This is a genomic window from Rhodococcus sp. NPDC059968, assembly GCF_042738615.1.
Lineage (GTDB): Bacteria > Actinomycetota > Actinomycetes > Mycobacteriales > Mycobacteriaceae > Rhodococcus_F.
In genome coordinates this window covers 1-16,898 of sequence record NZ_JBHWUE010000150.1, presented here as the reverse complement: position 1 = coordinate 16,898, position 16,898 = coordinate 1, and the positions used below count along the sequence as shown (strand labels likewise).

12 protein-coding genes and 1 pseudogene are annotated in these 16,898 nt (G+C 63.4%); 9 read left to right on the top strand and 4 right to left on the bottom strand.

Translation table 11 applies throughout. The features are described from left to right. Positions 1 to 834, bottom strand: a pseudogene (locus ACFWAY_RS49675) (pyruvate dehydrogenase); the annotation flags it as partial. Between the two features lie 174 nt (positions 835 to 1,008). Here ACFWAY_RS49675 and ACFWAY_RS49670 point away from each other — a divergent pair. Then, positions 1,009 to 1,341, top strand: coding sequence for an AsnC family protein (locus ACFWAY_RS49670; protein ID WP_378515966.1), 333 nt, complete (start codon positions 1,009 to 1,011; stop codon positions 1,339 to 1,341). Positions 1,342 to 1,720: 379 nt separating this feature from the next. Here ACFWAY_RS49670 and ACFWAY_RS49665 read toward each other — a convergent pair whose 3' ends face one another. After that, entirely contained in the window at positions 1,721 to 2,821 is a 1,101-nt protein-coding gene (locus tag ACFWAY_RS49665) for a TetR/AcrR family transcriptional regulator (RefSeq protein ID WP_378454104.1), read from the bottom strand. Positions 2,822 to 3,103: 282 nt separating this feature from the next. Here ACFWAY_RS49665 and ACFWAY_RS49660 point away from each other — a divergent pair, with 282 nt between their 5' ends. The 7 genes from ACFWAY_RS49660 to ACFWAY_RS49630 all read left to right on the top strand — a co-directional run bounded on the left by ACFWAY_RS49660 (position 3,104) and on the right by ACFWAY_RS49630 (position 11,595). Next, positions 3,104 to 4,219 (top strand): ABC transporter substrate-binding protein, encoded by a 1,116-nt coding sequence (locus ACFWAY_RS49660; RefSeq protein ID WP_378515965.1) that lies wholly within the window; start codon positions 3,104 to 3,106, stop codon positions 4,217 to 4,219. Next, the gene (locus ACFWAY_RS49655) at positions 4,216 to 5,979 is read left to right on the top strand and encodes an ABC transporter permease (RefSeq protein ID WP_378454102.1); all 1,764 of its coding nucleotides are present in this window, start codon (positions 4,216 to 4,218) and stop codon (positions 5,977 to 5,979) included. The genes ACFWAY_RS49660 and ACFWAY_RS49655 overlap by 4 nt, the downstream gene beginning before the upstream one ends. Continuing rightward, positions 5,972 to 7,093 (top strand): ABC transporter ATP-binding protein, encoded by a 1,122-nt coding sequence (locus tag ACFWAY_RS49650; protein WP_378515964.1) that lies wholly within the window; start codon positions 5,972 to 5,974, stop codon positions 7,091 to 7,093. The genes ACFWAY_RS49655 and ACFWAY_RS49650 overlap by 8 nt, the downstream gene beginning before the upstream one ends. Continuing rightward, on the top strand, positions 7,090 to 8,172 hold the full coding sequence (locus ACFWAY_RS49645) for a threonine aldolase family protein (protein WP_378515963.1): 1,083 nt from the start codon (positions 7,090 to 7,092) through the stop codon (positions 8,170 to 8,172). The genes ACFWAY_RS49650 and ACFWAY_RS49645 overlap by 4 nt, the downstream gene beginning before the upstream one ends. Positions 8,173 to 8,217: 45 nt before the next feature. Continuing rightward, entirely contained in the window at positions 8,218 to 9,501 is a 1,284-nt protein-coding gene (locus ACFWAY_RS49640; RefSeq protein ID WP_378515962.1) for an amidohydrolase family protein, read from the top strand. A gap of 107 nt (positions 9,502 to 9,608) precedes the next feature. Beyond that, positions 9,609 to 9,998: an enoyl-CoA hydratase/isomerase family protein gene (locus tag ACFWAY_RS49635; RefSeq protein ID WP_378515961.1), complete on the top strand. Its 390-nt coding sequence runs from the start codon at positions 9,609 to 9,611 to the stop codon at positions 9,996 to 9,998. A 64-nt stretch (positions 9,999 to 10,062) separates the two neighbouring features. Further along, positions 10,063 to 11,595 (top strand): class I adenylate-forming enzyme family protein, encoded by a 1,533-nt coding sequence (locus ACFWAY_RS49630; RefSeq protein WP_378515960.1) that lies wholly within the window; start codon positions 10,063 to 10,065, stop codon positions 11,593 to 11,595. A gap of 1,163 nt (positions 11,596 to 12,758) precedes the next feature. Here the strand turns inward: ACFWAY_RS49630 and ACFWAY_RS49625 are convergent. Together ACFWAY_RS49625 and ACFWAY_RS49620 are read right to left on the bottom strand one after the other, a co-directional pair. Beyond that, on the bottom strand, positions 12,759 to 13,517 hold the full coding sequence (locus ACFWAY_RS49625; RefSeq protein ID WP_378454096.1) for a nucleotidyl transferase AbiEii/AbiGii toxin family protein: 759 nt from the start codon (positions 13,515 to 13,517) through the stop codon (positions 12,759 to 12,761). Further along, positions 13,514 to 14,161 carry a type IV toxin-antitoxin system AbiEi family antitoxin gene (locus tag ACFWAY_RS49620; RefSeq protein ID WP_378454095.1) on the bottom strand — a complete coding sequence of 216 codons (648 nt, stop codon included), beginning with the start codon at positions 14,159 to 14,161 and terminating at the stop codon, positions 13,514 to 13,516. The genes ACFWAY_RS49625 and ACFWAY_RS49620 overlap by 4 nt, the downstream gene beginning before the upstream one ends. Positions 14,162 to 14,690: 529 nt before the next feature. Here ACFWAY_RS49620 and ACFWAY_RS49615 point away from each other — a divergent pair. Beyond that, positions 14,691 to 16,742, top strand: coding sequence for a TerD family protein (locus tag ACFWAY_RS49615; protein WP_378515959.1), 2,052 nt, complete (start codon positions 14,691 to 14,693; stop codon positions 16,740 to 16,742). Positions 16,743 to 16,898 lie beyond the last annotated feature (156 nt).

Below are 16,898 nucleotides of genomic sequence, written 5' to 3'. Positions count from 1 at the left end.
GCCGTCCCCCGGCAGCCGGTCTCGTACCTGCGCGGCGTCGCACCGCAGCAGCCGCTGGTATTCGGGGTTGGGCATGTCCAGGATCCGCGAACGCAGCGCCGGCCCGCCGGGGCGGGTGAACAGCGACTCGAGCAGGGTCCCGAACTTCACGGTGAGCACCTGCCACCCGGCGGCGGCAAACATCGCCTCGAGCCGGCCGGCGGCGATGTTCGGCACCACCCGGTCCAGGGACTGCCGGTTCAGGTCGACGATCCACACGATCTCGCCGAGTTCGGACACGGAGTGGTCGAGGATCGCCTCCCACACCGCGCCCTCGTCCAGTTCGGCGTCGCCGACGAGGGAGTACTGCCGGCCCGTCCCCGCCGACCCGATCTGGGTGTTCACGTAGCGGCGGGCGATGGCACCCCAGATCGGGGCGGTCGCGCCGATGCCGACCGACCCGGTCGAATAGTCCACCGGATCCGGATCTTTCGACCGGGACGGGTACGACTGCAGCCCACCGAACTCCCGCAACGTGGTCAGATACTTTTCGTCCAGCTCGCCGAGCAGGTAGTTGATGCCGTGCAGCACCGGCGAGGCGTGCGGTTTCACCGACACCCGGTCACCCGGCCGGAGCTGCTCGAACCAGAGCGAGGTCATGATGGTCGCGATCGACGCACACGACGCCTGATGACCACCGACCTTCAACCCCGACGGGTTGGGCCGAACCCGGTTGGCGTGATGAATCATCGCGGTCGCCAGCCATAGCACGCGCTGCTCGATCTCCACGAGTGCCTCGGGGGTCGGGGAGGGAGCGGTGTGGATGCTGGTGTCGACTGTGTGTGTGGCCTGCATGAAATTTGCGTCCTTGCCTGTGAGTTCTCGGCACCGGCCGAACTGCGGCCAGGCTCAGGTCGTGAGCGGCGGTCGGTGTTGTCAGGCAGGTGGCTCTGGTGAGATTCCGACGCTGCCCGTGGCGGTGAATCCGCCTGTTGAAGAGGAAGTCCCGTGTGCAGAACTCGCCTACAGTTGAGCATCGGCATGCACTTCGAGCAATACCCATCGCAGAATTTCAGCATTCTGCGCACCAGGGCGCCCACATCCCAGTTGGAGGTTGGCAATATGCCCAGCACGGCCATCGTCGATTCCATCGATGCCAGAATCCTCGACGCATTCGACGAGGATTCGCGGGCGACGGTGATTGCGCTGGCCGACAAGACCGGCCGTCCCGCAAGACGGTGGCAGGCCGCCTCGGCAAGCTCGAGAAGCGGGGTGTCCTGCATTCCTTCGAGGGCCGGATCGGTCCCGGCGCTCTCGGGGTGTCCGCTGATCGTATTCATCTTCATCAGCGTCATGCATTAGAAGTTGGCCCGAATTTCGTAGGCGCTCAACGGAATGCCCGAGATGGTCGAGGTGCATGGGCTCAGGGGTGTCACGGGCCTTCTCGTTTACGTCGCCGCCCGTGCAGGCGGCCCCTACGGGCATCGACGGCGTCGAGCAGGCCATGACCTCACTGGCGATGCCGCAGGTTGGTCGGGGTAGCGCCTCACACCCCTGCTGAAACAGCTCGGCGACTGACTGGTGGTGGACGACGCATACCTCGACGAAGTGCTGGCGGCGTACTCGGACCACTACCACCGGGGAGGAGTGGACTGACAGCCGACCGAAGCCGGTGCAGGTCGTTCCGGTGCCGGTGGGCTGCGGACGGGTTCACCCCTGCACTATGACCACAATGCACCTTTCAGTGCAGATCAATGAGGGCACATCCGAGAACCTCGAGTGATTCATGGACTCCAGCGCAACAGCGAAGATGGGGGCGGCGGGCGACGGCGTGGATTACGTGGAGGGTGGTACGCACTCGCGTTTCGCAGGCAGCCATGGTGGCCTCTGGGTGAACCCTGCGCAACAGATGGACCCATTCGTTGATGTACTGATTCTGGTGCTGGAGGTACGTGGCTCTCTCCGCGTCGGGTAGTTGGGGAACCTCTGCCCTGAGTAGCTGGATGAAGTCCACGGAGTTGAGGGAAAATGTGATGTAGCACTGAAGCAATCGGTTGAGTGCGTCCCTTTCGTCCTCAGCCAGGGCCATGACACGGGACATGTCCATCCAGAGGACTTCGTTGGCGCGGTGGAGTGCCGTGGAGAGCAAGTCCGACTTGCGTGGGAAGTGGGTGTAGATGCTGGGGCCGGCTATGCCCACTGCTGCCCCGACGTCGTCGAGGCTGACCGCTGCATAACCGCGCTCGGCGAACAGCGGAATCGCGGCGGCAAGGAGCGCTTCACGACGTGATTGAAAGCCTGCGACTCTGCTTGTTCCCAGTGGTGATGACGCTCCGATCGCCGGGATGTCAGCCTCTGCTGCTGTTCGTAGCATCTCCTGGACAAGGTGTTCGTCTCGTGCGGGATCTCCTTGTTGGGGGTCGAAAGTGCCGAGCGCGATTGCCAAGGTCGACCATGCAAGCATTTCGGTCTGAAGGTCGCTGAGCTCGGGGCGCGTGGCTCTGAGCGCCGTACCGAGATTCGCAGCAATCAGCTGTCCTCTGATGGTCACGTCGGCGCGAACAGGGAGCGGCAGATTGCGGGACTCGCGCTGCCAGAGCACTCCCGTCCAGGGGTTGTCGCGGGTGATTGCGGAAAGCCGTTCGAGGATCTCCTCGAAGGTTTCGTCTGATGCTTCCGGTACATCCAGTGCCAAGATCGCTTCTTGGAGGATGTCTTCCTTGTTCGAGAAGTGTCGGTACAGCGCAGAGGGTTGCACGCCGACGGCCTCTGCAATTTCTGCCATCGCGACCTGGGGGTAGCCCTTGCGTGCGAAGAGCTCGGCGGCCGCAGCCAGAATCATCGCCCGACGATTGCGCGGTCGGGTGCGGAGTTCGGGCTTCGCTAACCTGTGTGTCGTCACATCATCATCCTAATCGAGAATCACTTATTGCGCTCAGAGCCATTGCATGGGAGAGTAACGCAGGACACAGTGAATCGAGGTTGATTCACAACGAGCCTTCGCCGCAGCGGGGCCCAGAGGGTGAAACCTGCTGCGAGAGGCGCCTGGGGACATTCGGTCCCCGGAAGAAGTCTTCACCAACTTCGAAAACCAAGGCGGATGACCGCCGTCAAGGAGTGAGAGATGAAACGTAGGTCCTCGTGGGTTGTCGCGGTGTGCGCGGCGACCTTGCTGGCCGGGTGCGGCGGCCAAGGAGCTGTCGATACACCCATCGGTGCCGGCGACCCGTCGGCGCATGCCATCGATCCGTCGAAGCAACTTGATCCGGCAACTGTTGCCGCAGCCAAGGACGAAGGCTCGGTGACCGTCTACGGCGACGCGCAGAACGAGATCATGCAGCCCGTGATCGCCGCATTCAACAACCAGTTCCCAGACATCGACGTCAGCTACGTGTACCTGAACCCGGCCGAGTCCTTCCAGCGCTACCTCAGCGAAAGCTCCACGGGAGGTCAGACTTCCGATGTCATTCTTGGCACCGATGGAGTTTCCTACCTCGATCTGGTCAAGCGAGGTGAAGTCCTGGACTTCACTCCACCGGCCGCGGTCGGTCTACCGGAGTACGCGAAACTTGCGCCGGGTGTGTTTGCGGTCGAGGAAAACCCGGCCGTTGGTGTATTCAACAAAGCTGTTCTGCCCGAGAGCGAGCAGCCGAAGACATTGGCCGAACTCGCCGACATGGCGGACTCGGGGCCATTGACAGGGAAACTCGTCACGTACGACGGCACCAGCGGATTCGGTTACATGGTCACACAGACATTTGTTGCGAATCACGACAACGCGTGGCCGCTCCTCGAGAAGCTCGGTCAGAACTCCCAGACGGAAACCAGCGCGGGGCCGATGTTCAGCAAGCTCAGTCAGGGAGCGGCAGTCGCATCCTATTTCTCGAGCGGAGCCATACGATCTGTCATCGAGGCTGCCACCGCACAAATACTGAATCTCCGATTGTATGCCGACGGCACACCGTTCGTCCCCCGGGGTATCGGAATCACCGCGAAGGGCGCGTCGCCGAATGCCGCAAAAGTGTTCTCCAACTTCATGTTGACGGAACAGGGGCAGGTGGCGGCGTGCAAGGGTGGGTTCACGCCGTACTTGGCAGGCGTTGAATGTGACGGCTTTACCGTCGACGAGGTCACTGCCGAATTCGGCGCGGAGAATGTCTACTTCACCAACTGGGATGACGCGCTGGTTTCGTCGCAGACAGAGATCGTGAGCCGCTGGAAGGCAGCGTTCGGGAAATGAGCAACAACACGATCGTTCGCAGTGGTCCGCCATCGCACCAGAAGATCGAGACACCGCCGGCCAGGCGTATGAGGGCTTGGTTACCGGAATCCGTTATCCAGTATGGAGTCTGGGGGATTGTGGCACTGGTTGTTCTCGGCCCGATCATCCCGATCATCTGGTCGTCTCTGTGGTCTACTCCGCTCTACGACGACACCGGCACCTGGTCGCTCGCAAGCTTCCGTCACCTCCTCTCCGATCGGGATTGGTGGCGTGCCGTTGCAAACAGCCTGAAGTTCGCGGTGGCTACGACGGCTGCATCAGTGGCAGTGGGTACAACATTTGCCCTGCTGATCACCCGCACCGATATGACGTTACGGCGGGTCTACGGAGTTCTGCTCGTTCTTCCCTTGGCGTTGCCAGGTTTGGTTCTGGTTGTGGGATGGCAGGCGATGTGGGCGCCGACCGGCTACGCATCACATTTGCTGACCAAGTACACGCCGTTCAGTGTCCCGTTCGATCTCTACAGCATGACCGGCATGGTGATCATGGCCACGGTACTGGGTGCTCCTATCGTCTTTCTTTTCGCACGAGCGACATTGGCTTCCGGGTCGTCGGTACTCGAGGAAGCTGCGCGTTGTGCCGGCGCGCGTCCGGCGCGAGCGCTACTCTCGATCACCTTCCCGTTGCTGCGGCCGGCACTTCTCAATTCGGGTCTGATCGTCTTTGCGCTCTCCCTGGAGACGTTGGGTGTGCCCCTGCTGCTCGGATCCTCGGCGAATATCGATCTGATGTCGACCTACCTGTACAACCACTGGATCGGGCGGGTTCAGGGTGGGCAGGGAGCCCTTCCGGCCGGCGCGATCCTGATGCTTGTCGGCGTCACACTGTTGCTTTTTCTTCGAAACCGGCTCGCCGGTGACCTTGGACGATTTGCGACGACAGGTGGCAAATCCTCTCGCCCTGCGGTATCCGTGCAACTCGGCTGGTTCCGCTGGGTCATCTCGGCTGTGGTGTTTGTAGTCCTGATCTTCTCCACGCTCGTCCCACTCGGCGGTATCGTGCTGTCAGCCTTCACCGGTATCCTGAGCCCGTTCGTGAACCCGTTGACCGTGCTGACGACAGGTAATTTCGTTACGATCCTGTCCAACCCGTTTTACACCGGCGCGATACGGAACAGCCTCGTGATCGCGACTGTCGGTTCAACTGTTGCGACCGTATGCGTGGTTGTGATCGCGTTGGTCGCGCATCGGTCCAACTTTCGGTTCCGCGGATCGTTGGAGCACATAGTCCTCTACCCACGCGCGGTTCCCGGCCTGATCACCGGTATGGCCTTCTTCTGGACGTTTGCCGTACTGGACAAGTCCGGAGGCTTTCGGGCGACACTGTGGGCGTTGGGCATCGCCTTCGCAGTCCGTGCGCTTGCCATGGGCTACAACGCTTTCTACCCGGCGATCGCAACGCTCGGAAAAGATCTCGACCTCGCAGCACGAACGTCGGGGGCGGATTGGTGGACCGCGATGCGAACTATCCTGATTCGGTTACTGGTGCCGGCAATGAGCGTCTCGTTCATTCTGATATTCGTAGCCATGCTCAATGAGGCCGAGGCGGCCGTATTCCTGGTCACGCCCGACACTCAGGTTCTCGGGCTCGCCATGCTTCAGCTGGCTGCCGGGGGTGTGGGTGGAACCGTCGCTGCCCTCGGTGTCATCCAACTCGTCATTACCGCGGTCGTCCTTGGGGTCGGGCGCCTAGCATTTGGAGCGCGTGTCCATGTCTGAGCTCACAATTCGGAACCTGACGAAGACCTTCGGTCCCACGACCGTCCTGAACGATGTGTCTGTTACCGCCGGCGATGGTCAAATCCTGACGCTGCTCGGCCCGAGTGGTTGCGGTAAGTCGACCACTTTGTGGTCGATCGCCGGGCTCCTGCGTCCCGACAGCGGAAGTGTCGTCGTCGGCGACCGCACGTTCTTCGACAACGACCGGTCGATCCACCTGCCCCCCGAACGTCGCGACTGCGGCGTGGTGTTTCAGTCCTACGCGGTGTGGCCGCACATGACGGTGCGCGACAACGTGGGATACCCGCTGCGGTTGCGTCGGTTCAAACCAGAAGCGATCCGAAAGCGAGTCGACGAGGTTCTCGAGCTCGTCGACCTGAGCTCCCAGTCGGAGCGCTATCCACACGAGCTTTCCGGGGGACAACAGCAGCGGGTGGCGCTTGCACGTGCGCTCGCCTTCCCTCCTGAGCTCCTGCTGCTGGACGAGCCGTTCTCCAACCTCGACGCCAAGCTGCGAGAGCGCACGCGCGACTGGCTGTGGCAACTCCAGCGCAGGATCGGCGTCACCACCGTTTTCGTGACGCATGATCAGGACGAGGCGTTGGGTATGAGCGATCACATAGCAGTGATGTCGCAAGGCACCATCCGTCAAATCGGTACGCCCGAAACGATTTACAACAATCCGACGGATCTGTTCGTTGCCGACTTCGTCGGCACCAGCAACCTCGTGGAAGGCACAGTGCTCGGCCGTGAGCGTGGCGCACTGATCGTGAAGGTCGATGGTCTTGACCAGCCCATCACAGTGCAATCGGATATCGAATCCGACAGCGTCGTGATCGCGATTCGACCGGAATCACTGGATCTGGTCATGGACGGACATGCCCCACCCGCGGGCCGAGACAGCGTCAGCGGGCCGGTGTTGGAGCGGTCCTATCACGGCAGCCACTACCGCTATCTGATTGGCATCGGCACCCAAAGCTTGTCGGTGCAAAGCAGAATACGCACCGACGCGTCCCACGCCAGAATTGTTCTCCCGCGAGAAGATTTTCAAGTCTTCGGACCGCGCGATTCATTCGCGTCGGTTACGGCCGAGTCGGCGGAGCAGCAGCGATGAGCTACGCCGGTGTCGTCCCGACCCCTTCGCCATTCGAGATTTCAGTGGACCTGTACAGCGACACCGTCAGTCGTCCCACAGCAGGGATGCGCGCGGCGATGATGGATGCCCCTGTCGGTGACGAGCAAAAGGGTGAGGACCCGTCAACCAACGAACTGACGGAACTGGCTCGACAACTCCTGGGAAAGAACGCCGCGGTCTTCCTGCCGTCCGGCACCATGTGCAACCAGATCTCCTACGCCATTCACTGCCGACCAGGCGACGAAATTCTCGTCGACGACACTGCGCACGCACTTCACTACGAGGGCGGCGGACCGGCCGCCCTCGCCGGAGCGCTCCTCACTCCGATCACCGCTGACCACGGGGTGTTCACGGCGGAAGAGCTGGACAAGGCAATTCGACCTCCCGGTAGACATGCACCGCGGTCGCGACTGGTGTCGATCGAACAGACCTCGAATCTCGGCGGCGGACGGTGCTGGACTCTTGACGAAATCACCACCGTCACGGATACCGCCAAAGGGCACGGATTGCAGTGTCACATGGATGGTGCGCGGCTGCTCAACGCCGTCGTTGCCACCGGAGTGAGTGCACGCGAGTTCTGTGAGCCCTTCGACTCGGTCTGGCTGGATCTGAGTAAGGGCCTCGGAGCGCCGTTCGGGGCGATTCTGGCAGGCGACGTCGATTTCATCGAGGAGGCCTGGCGTCTCAAGCAGCGATGGGGCGGTGCGCTGCGCCAGTCGGGCATCGTCGCGGCCGCCGGAACCTACGCACTGCGGCACCATGTCGACCGACTCGCCGACGACCACGATCACGCTCGCGCCCTCGCCGAAGCCATTTCGACGCATCCGCGAGTGTCCCTCGATCCAGCCCGGGTGCAGACCAACATTGTCATCTTCGACCTGATCGGTACGCGAACGTCTCCCGCAGATCTAGCCGACCGGCTGTTGCGAGAAACCGGAATCAGAATCGGTGCGTTCGGTCCGTCGACACTGCGAGCCCTTACCCATCTCGACGTCACGAGCAGCGACATACATACCGCCGGGAAAGCAATTTGTGCACTGCTCGATGTCGTCGAATAGTGCTGCGCGGAAATCATACTCAAATACGAAAATGAGGAGATCATCATGACGGCATCAGCCGACCGAATGTCCCCTGCCTCGATCGAGGTCATTGACGTCATTGCTAATGTCAGGGTTGTCGATCTGGAAACAGGAGCGGCCACCGACCCCAGCGATGTGTGGTTGTCCGGCGGTCGTATCGACAAGATCGTTGGGTCCGGCTTGATTCCTCTGCCGGATTCGGTATTCGATGCCGGAGGCAGATATTTGGTGCCCGGCCTGATCGACTCGCATGTCCACCTGGTCATGAACACGCGCGGTGACCCGATGGCGGACTACCTTGCCAGCACGGACGAAGAGAAGCTGCAGCAAGTTGTCTCCAACGCGCGCGCAGCGCTTCTCTCCGGAATCACCACTGTCCGTGATTGCGGAACAGCGAGGCATCTGCTGAAGGCGATCGTGCAGACCACTGAAGGCCTACCGGATGTGGCGACAATTCTGCACGTGGGCGCGCCCATTTGCTCGCCGGGCGGTCATGGGCACGTGTTCGGCGGAGAGGTCAGAACCCGGCAAGAGGTCGAGGCATTGGTGACCGAGCAACGGAATGCGGGTGCCACTTGGGTCAAGGTGATGGTCAGCGGCGGGGGAATGACGCCCGGCACCAAGCCCGGAAGGCTCGAGTTCGATCCTGTTCTGCTTTGTCACACTGTCGATATCGCCACCGATTACGGCATGCGTGTGGCGGCGCACTGTCACGCTACGGCAGCTATGGACGCCAGCATCGACGCCGGGGTCCATATGATCGAACACGCATCCATGCTCGACGCGGACGAGCAACCTGCTCCGGATCGTGAACTATTGCGCAAGGCCGTGGATGCGGGCGTCAGCGTCGGACCTACCGTTGTGGTCGCTCGAATCGTTGCCGACAGGCTTCGTGCCAGCGGCGATCTGGTCAATTCGAACGATACCAATGCAATCAAGCGCCTTGACGCTCGCTTCACCAATCTCGCGGAGTTCTTCGAGGCCGGTGTCCAGGTGATCGGCGGGACCGACGCAGGTCCAAAGCATGTCGGATTCGATTTGATGCCGGTGGAGCTCGAGATCTACGTCGAGGCAGGTATGAGTCCTCTTCAGGCTCTGAGATCGGCTACCTGCGAATCGGCTGATGCTCTCGGTATCGGGGCCGACGCGGGCAGATTGCGTCCAGGCGCGTGGGCCGACGCCATACTTGCCGAGGCCAATCCCGCCGAGGACATTTCTACGCTGCGCTCCCCGGTTGCCGTCCTCAAGCGTGGGTGTGTCGTTGTGGATCACGCCCTCGAGCGCACGGCAAGCGAACCGGCCCTCTGACCGTCTGCGAAGCGAGCGGCCGCGAAACACCGGCATCTTCGAGCGGATCCGAAGACAAGCGGTGACCACGATCCGGCACGTGGCCCGCACGGATCCGGAGCAGGAGATTGCCTATCGAACCCCAGACGCCGGCTGGGACCGCTACGCCAACGCCGGATATCATCATCGACCACGATGGCGGGATCACCCGGATAGCTATCACCCGCCCGGAGCGTAGGAACGCGCTCGATGTCGACGCCGTGCAGGCGCTGAGTCGGGTGATCCAAGATGCCGACGCCGACCCGAACACACGATTGGTAGTCGTGACGGGGGCCGGGAGAGCCAGGCGGTGCGCGGCCGGCCCGTACCGCGCCCAGGAGCTCACCAACAGGGCATTGAGTGCATCCGCGTTCGACTGCGCGATTCGAGCGCAACGGGCGAATCGAATTGTTCGTTACCGCGGACTTCGCCGAGGCGTTACCACCGTCGTGGGTAGGCGGAAGCCCTCCTTTCGCTGACGCAGTCGAGCGCGTAGCTATCAGCAACACCAATTCCAAATCGCAAAAGGACAGTGGAGGAATCATGGCAACGCTTGGCGGTCAGATGACGCTCAACGCGCATCGGCACCCGGATCGTACCGCGTTGATCTTCGAAGGGAACGAACGCACCTACCAGGATCTGAACAGTGAAATCAACAGATACGCACACGCACTCAGTTCGTTGGGTGTGAGCAAGGGTGACCGGGTAGCGGTCATGTCCCCGAACTCCGACCGCTACGTGCTGGCGATGTACGCCGCGTACAAGCTCGGCGCGATCTTCGTGCCGTTGAACCCTCGTGCCACGTCCCGTGAATTGCGTTACATGCTAGACGATTCCGGCGCCTCGGTGGCATTGCTCGGCCCAGGTGTCGCGGATGCGGTCGAGGGGCTGAGGCGGTTCGAACCGCTCACTTCGGCACCACAGTTGCTGTATCTGAACGAATCCGAGGCCGCTTCGTCGATTGCCGAAATCGTGCGTCAAATGCCGGACACCGAACCGGACACCGATGTGTCCGAGGAAGATGACTGCATCATCCTGTATACGTCCGGTACCACCGGGCTCCCCAAGGGAGCGCTGTTCGACCACCACCGGATGCTCTGGGTCGGCCACTCGATGAGCTCCCTCGGCGTGAATTCGTCCGATCGTATCCTGCATGTGGCGCCGATGTATCACTGCGCCGAGTTGGCGCTGTTGGTGCTCGCCGGCTTCTCGATGGGCTGCACACACGTGATTCTGCCGGCCTTCGAACCGAATGCCGTGGTGGATGCGCTCGAGCAGCATCGAATCTCCGTCTTCCTCGGGGTCCCGACGATGTATCAGCTGATGATGACGCTTCCCGACCTCGGCGAGCGTGAGCTGTCCGCATGGCGGCTCGGCTTCTTCGGGGCGGCTCCGATGCCGCCGAGTGCGGTTGCGAAGCTGGTCGCGACCTTGCCGGGGGTCGGCTTCTTCCAGCTGTGCGGTCAGACCGAGGGAGGACCGACCGGGATCTACTCGACGCCCGAGGAGGTTCGAGCCCGTCCGGATGCCACCGGGCGGTGGCCGCTCTTCAACGCTGAAGTCCGCCTCGTCGATCCGGACGGTAACGATGTCGCGGTCGGAGAGACCGGCGAGATGATCGTGCGCGGCGAAACCCTCATGAAGGGGTATTGGAACAAGCCCGAGGCCACCGCCGACACCATTCGCGACGGCTGGCTACACAGTGGGGACTTGGCAGTCAGGGATGCCGATGGCTACATCACGATCGTCGATCGGACGAAGGACATGATCATCACCGGAGGGCGCAACGTGTACTCGGTCGAGGTCGAGAACGCTCTCGCTGGCCACCCGGATGTCCTCGATGTCGCGATCGTCGGCCGCCCCGACGACACCTTCGGAGAAACCATCGTCGCGGTGGTGACCCCGGTGACAGGGTGTGACATGACGTTGGCCGAATTACGCGAATTTGCATCCGAATACGTCTCCGACTACAAGCTGCCCCGCGATCTTGTCATCCGCGACATTCCGCGAAATCCGTCGGGCAAGATACTCAAACACGTGCTGCGCAGTGAGATTCGCGGAGCGGAACGCTCCTGACAGTGCGTCGCTACGGCTTGGCTCTTAGGATTGTTACGAGTGCCTTGAACGTACGCCTCAACGTGAATGCTTGAGCCAGGGTGTTCCGCCTAGCGAAGTGTTCAGCCGCTGGTGTGTGTTTGGGTGTGATGGTGCTGTGACCTGAGCGGATACGCTCCACCGCTGCGCCATGCCGATTGGGCTGCCGAGCGGGTAGTCGCGATGTGGTGGGGAAACGAGTGGTGCGTGCTGTCCGCCCGTTGCGCCGTATTCGTGTTGGCGGACGGCACGCGTTCCGGCTACCCCGGGCGGCTAAGCCTTGTGCGGGCACATAGGGGTAGCCGGAAGTGTGGGGAGGGAGCTGGGCGCTCTGGTCGATGACGGTCCTTTCCACCCACGCGAGCTCCTGCACCGAGGAACTCAGCTCGGTGTTGATTGCCGGTCCCTGCTCGGGTGTGAGACAAAGCCGGCCCCCCGGTGCTGCGCACTCGGATAATGATCGACGAACGCCCCGCCGAAGCATCGGCCCACAAGCGGGTCGGTGGCTTCGAGGCGACCTCGTCGTTGGCCGCCACGGGCTGCGGCGATCGGCACGCTGCCAGCCGAGCTAGCCGTTTCGTCCGCCTGGTGTATGTGCCCGATCGCCGCAGGGGTGAGGACTTCGCCGCGGCTTTGGCCACCGCGGTCGCTGACCAACCGCGAGTGCGCGCACGTTGACCCATAGACCAGGGCAGCGAGCTGGCTCGCCATGATTTGCTTGGCCGCCGATACGGGCGAAAGCACCTACTTCGCCGCCTGGGAGTCCGTGTCAACGCCTAACCGGCACGCTACGCCACTAGTTTCCAGGGGCACCGACTTGCGTTCCTACGCCGTCGAGGACCTGCGACGGGTCGAGGACCCTTTCAACAATCGGCCACGAATGCGCCTGGGCTGGGCCACGCCGGCAACGGTTCTTTGCCGCTCGACTGTCACAATGTTCACGCAGCATCGCGACAACCGCTCGAATCCGCCCTGCCCTGATAAGGGGCGACTCCTCGACCACGTCGGAAATTCAGCGAACAGGTCACTTGCGGCTGCCACGTTCATGCGGCGGCGGGCCGGTTCGGGGGACCTGTCCGAAATTCGGTGGATCTGATTCTGGTGCATCGGTGAGGCGTCGCCCGCGCGCGTGGGTTCGGGATGTGTCAGGGGTGGGGTGTGAGGTGGTCCCATGCGGTGCGGACGGTGTGGAGGGCGTCGGTGGCGGTGATGGTGAGTCGGGTTTGGCCGGCGAGTTGTGTGTGCCAGTCGTTGGTGCTGGGCGGGCGGGTGAAGACGTAGGTGCCGGGGTTCTTCCCGGTGGGCCCGTGTTTGCGGAATAGTGCCGCGGTGTCGGGGTTGATGGCGCCGATGTTGGTCAGTGCCCAGAGGTCCCAGAGGTCGCGGGCGGCGGCGCGGTCGCACCAGGTGGTGGTTTTGGAGGCGGCGAACGCGGGCAGGGTGGGCACGAGCAGCCGGGCGGGTGGGGCGTCGCTGTAGCGCTGGATGAGGGTGCGGGGTTCGGTGGGCCAGAGGGTGCGGTCGGTGGAGGAGAGGAGTTGGATTTTCACCGAGAGTCCGCCGGTGGTGTGGAGGGTGGCGGCGTCCACACTCGATCCGGCGCTGAGCGGGGGCGCCCATTCGAGTCGGCCGTATGCGCGTTGCAATGCTCTCGGGAGCGCTTTGTCGAGGTCGGCGGCCAGGACGCTGCGTCGTGGGTCGAGGGCGATGAGGTCGATGTCCTCACTCAATCTTCCATTGGGGAGGTGTGTTCGGGCGAGGGCGGTGCCGCCGATGAAGTGGAGTCGGTCGGCGAAATGTTCACTGAGGTAGGCGAGGAGCAGGGAGATGAGGTGGTCTCGTTCGACCTGTTCGGGGGCGACGCCGAACTGGTCGGCGACGCTGTCGCGTTCGTCGAGGTTCACGAGGCTGCCTGCACCCAGGTTTCGGCGCGGGTGAGGGCTGCGGTCAGTCCCTGCTCGGCGGCGAGGGTGGTGAGACGTTCGCGGTCGCTGCGGCGGTAGAGCGAGGTGACGGCGGTGGGGATTTCGTTTTCGGCGTCGCCGAGGGCCGGCCAGCGTGCCAGGTCGAGGACGGTCTGTTCCGGGGTGGTCACCAGCGCCGGCCCGAGGGGGGTATCCAGGCGTTCGGCATCGAGTTCGGGGGTGTCGCGGCGGAGGAAACGGATCGTGGCGGTCCGATCGGTGAGAGTGATCGTCCGGTGCCGGTGGGGGACGGCGACAACTGCGGTGGCCAACGCCCGGGGGATCGCATGGTGGAGGCGGGCGGCGCTGATGCCCATCACGATCGCGTCGTCGGGTCCGTAGATCGCGGCGGCGATTCCGGCGGCGGTGGCTTCGAGGTTTGGGATCCACGGGCGCCCGACTTGTTCGGGGGGTGTGACGATGTAGTAGCCGGGGGCGGCGCGGTGCAGGACGCCGCGTGTGACCAGGCGGGCGAGTTCGGGGCGGGGGTGGGCGTAGACGTCGGTGGCGTCTTGGGGGCGGAAGGTGCGCAAGGGCCGGCGGGCCAGTGCTGTGGGTACGGCGGTGCTGTGTGTCAGAGCCATGGTGACACCACCCCTTTATGCGCGTTTCGTAGGGTTAAAGCCTACGAAATGCGCACGTGGTGTGCAACCCGGGTGGTGTCTGTGGACTTGGGGCGGGCAGTCGGCCGTTCGTCACTGGTTTGGAGATCGAGCCTCCATCGAATTGCCGAGCCGCCTGCGACTGAATCCGGCTCTCGGTCGGCAACGGGGGTAGTGGCCTCGCGGTAGCCGCAGCGGGAGTGTCTTTCTGGGCGGGGATCGGCGGAGGTGCTGCAGGTGCTGAGCCTGTTGTTGGCGCATCGCCGCAGTCCCACTCACTTCTCTTTGTTTGCAGTGTCATTCACGCAGACGACAGCGGGCGGATGGAGACGATCGGTGCGTTGATGCCCAGCGAACCCGCCGGTGACACGATGTTTGCCGGGTAGTGTCCGAGGGTGAAACGAACCGATTAGTATGCGCAGTTGATGCGACGGACGTCGGTGGTCGGCTCAGGCTCTGCCCGGCCCCGGCAGGGTTGGTGCGGTTTCGGGTCGAACGAGGGTGGATTCTGGTGGAGTTTCCGATGCTGTCCAAGGGACAGAACGTGTCGCTGCCCGCTGAGGTGGAGCAGATCGACGTGGTGCTCGGGTGGACCGAGTCAGAGGTCGAGGTCGATGCGTCGGCCTTGCTGCTGAACTCCGGCGGCAAGGTCCGCTCCGACGAGGATTTCGTGTTCTACAACCAGCCCGAGTCGACGGACGGGTCGATCCGGTTCCTGGGTACGAGCGGCACCGAGGAAGGTGCGCAGGCGAGGATTGCGATCGGCCTGTCCGCCGTGCCGGAGGACGTGCACACCGTGGCCTTGGTCGGCAGTGTGGGCAACGGCAGGTTCGGTGATCTCGGAAAGCTCGCTCTGCGTGTCGTCGACGGGGCCGGGTACACCCTTGCCGAGTACGTCACCGCCGATGCCACAACCGAGTCGGCGTTCGTGTTCGGCGAGGTGTACCGCCGCAACGCTGAGTGGAAGATCCGGGCGGTCGGGCAGGGATGGGAGTCCGGGCTGGCGGGTTTGGCCACGGATTTCGGTGTCGACATCGATGACGAGCCTGATCTCGAACCCACCACCGGTGATGACTCATCCGGCAGTGTCGAACCCGCTGCGCCGCCGAACGGGCCTGCCGGCGAGACCCCGCAACTGGTGCCCGAACTGCCCACCACACCCACCGCACCGGCGACACAGACGAAGACGAGAGGCCGGGGTGTCCGCACCGCCAAGCGGGCGGTGAGAAAGTCGAAGCCGGTCGAATTCACCCTCGCCGAACAGGACACCTGGCAGCCGGCGCGGTTGTTCTCGGTTATCGGTGTCGGGACCGGTGAGGAACAGGAGCGCAGGGCCACCTCCGCCTTGATCGCCACCATGCAGGCGGTGCGCCCCTTCGCACGGGCGGTGTGCGCCCGGACAGGGGCCCCGGTCGGTGTCTTCGAAGGTTATGTGGAGGTGGCGTACGAGCGGGGTGAGACGAAGGTGATCCCGGACGCGGTGCTGAAGGTCTCCCGCGGCACCAGGGTGTGGACCGGCCTGCTCGAGGTCAAGACCGGCAACGGCAAGCTCGAGAAGGAGCAGCTCGAGAACTACCTCGACGTGGCGCGGAAGAAGAAGTACGACGTGGTGGTCAGCCTGTCGAACGACGTCCCCGCCAGTGCCGGGGAGTTGCCGGTGGAGGTCGACCGCCGCAAGCTCGCCAAGGTCGCGCTGCGGCATTTGTCGTGGGCGGAGGTGGCGCACGAGGCACGGATGTTGCTCTCGCACGGCGGTATCGACGACGACCTGCAGGCCTGGATCCTGGCCGAATTCCTGCGCTACCTCGACCACACCCGCTCCGGGGCGGCCGAGTTCGTCGACATGGGCCGGCACTGGGTGACCGTCCGCGACGCGGTCACCGCCGGCACCCTCCGCGCCGGCGACCAGAAAGCCGCCGCCGTGGCGGACACCTGGGTGTCCCTCTCCCGTCATCTCGCGCTGCGGCTGACCGCCGAACTCGGTGTCACCGTCAAACACATCCTGCCGCGCCGTCACGGCAGCGCCCCCGCGGCCCGCAATGCGGCGGTAGCCGAAAGGTTGGCGACCGACGGGGTGTTCGACGCGGTGCTGCGGATCCCGGAAACGGCCGGTGATCTGGTGGTGATCGCGGATGTGCGGACCAACAAGATCCGCTGCCGCACCACCGTGGAGGCACCGAACGAGGGAACCACGGGTCGTCGGCTGTCGTGGCTTCTCAGGCAGCTCAAGGATGTGCCCGGTGACGTTCAGGTCGAAGCGGTGTTCTCCGAGCGCGGCAACGAAGCCTGCGAGCACCTCGACACGGTGCGTAAGGATCCGAAGGTACTGACCAATGGGCGCTCCGGGGACATCGTCTCCTTCTGTCTCGAACAGACCTTCCCGATGGGCGGCCGGCGGTCGGGCACCGCGGCGAGTTTCATCACCAGCGTGACGACGTCGACCGACGCGTTCTACGGCGCGGTGGTTCAACAACTGCGGGAATGGGTGCCGGCCGCCCCGAGACAGGCCGAGCAAGCAGAGACCAGCAATGGAGGGTACGCGAACGAACACGCGGCCTCCTGATGTGATCAGCGATCGCCTCTCGTGGCTGTAGCTCGTGCCCTTCCGCCCGTGCCTTCGACGACTAAGGGCCTGTGACAAAATAATGTCGCTTTAGCTGGTTTCGGGCGTTACCGTTGAGCTATGACGGATGTGGCGGACTCGGTGGCGCGGCGGTAT

Bases quoted from the DNA above. Each gene is read 5' to 3' on its own strand.
- ACFWAY_RS49640 (WP_378515962.1), top strand. From the start codon at position 8,218: ATGACGGCATCAGCCGACCGAATGTCCCCTGCCTCGATCGAGGTCATT.
- ACFWAY_RS49650 (WP_378515964.1), top strand. From the start codon at position 5,972: ATGTCTGAGCTCACAATTCGGAACCTGACGAAGACCTTCGGTCCCACG.
- ACFWAY_RS49620 (WP_378454095.1), bottom strand. From the start codon at position 14,161: ATGGCTCTGACACACAGCACCGCCGTACCCACAGCACTGGCCCGCCGG.
- ACFWAY_RS49645 (WP_378515963.1), top strand. From the start codon at position 7,090: ATGAGCTACGCCGGTGTCGTCCCGACCCCTTCGCCATTCGAGATTTCA.
- ACFWAY_RS49655 (WP_378454102.1), top strand. From the start codon at position 4,216: ATGAGCAACAACACGATCGTTCGCAGTGGTCCGCCATCGCACCAGAAG.
- ACFWAY_RS49665 (WP_378454104.1), bottom strand. From the start codon at position 2,821: ATGATTCTGGCTGCGGCCGCCGAGCTCTTCGCACGCAAGGGCTACCCC.
- ACFWAY_RS49630 (WP_378515960.1), top strand. From the start codon at position 10,063: ATGGCAACGCTTGGCGGTCAGATGACGCTCAACGCGCATCGGCACCCG.
- ACFWAY_RS49660 (WP_378515965.1), top strand. From the start codon at position 3,104: ATGAAACGTAGGTCCTCGTGGGTTGTCGCGGTGTGCGCGGCGACCTTG.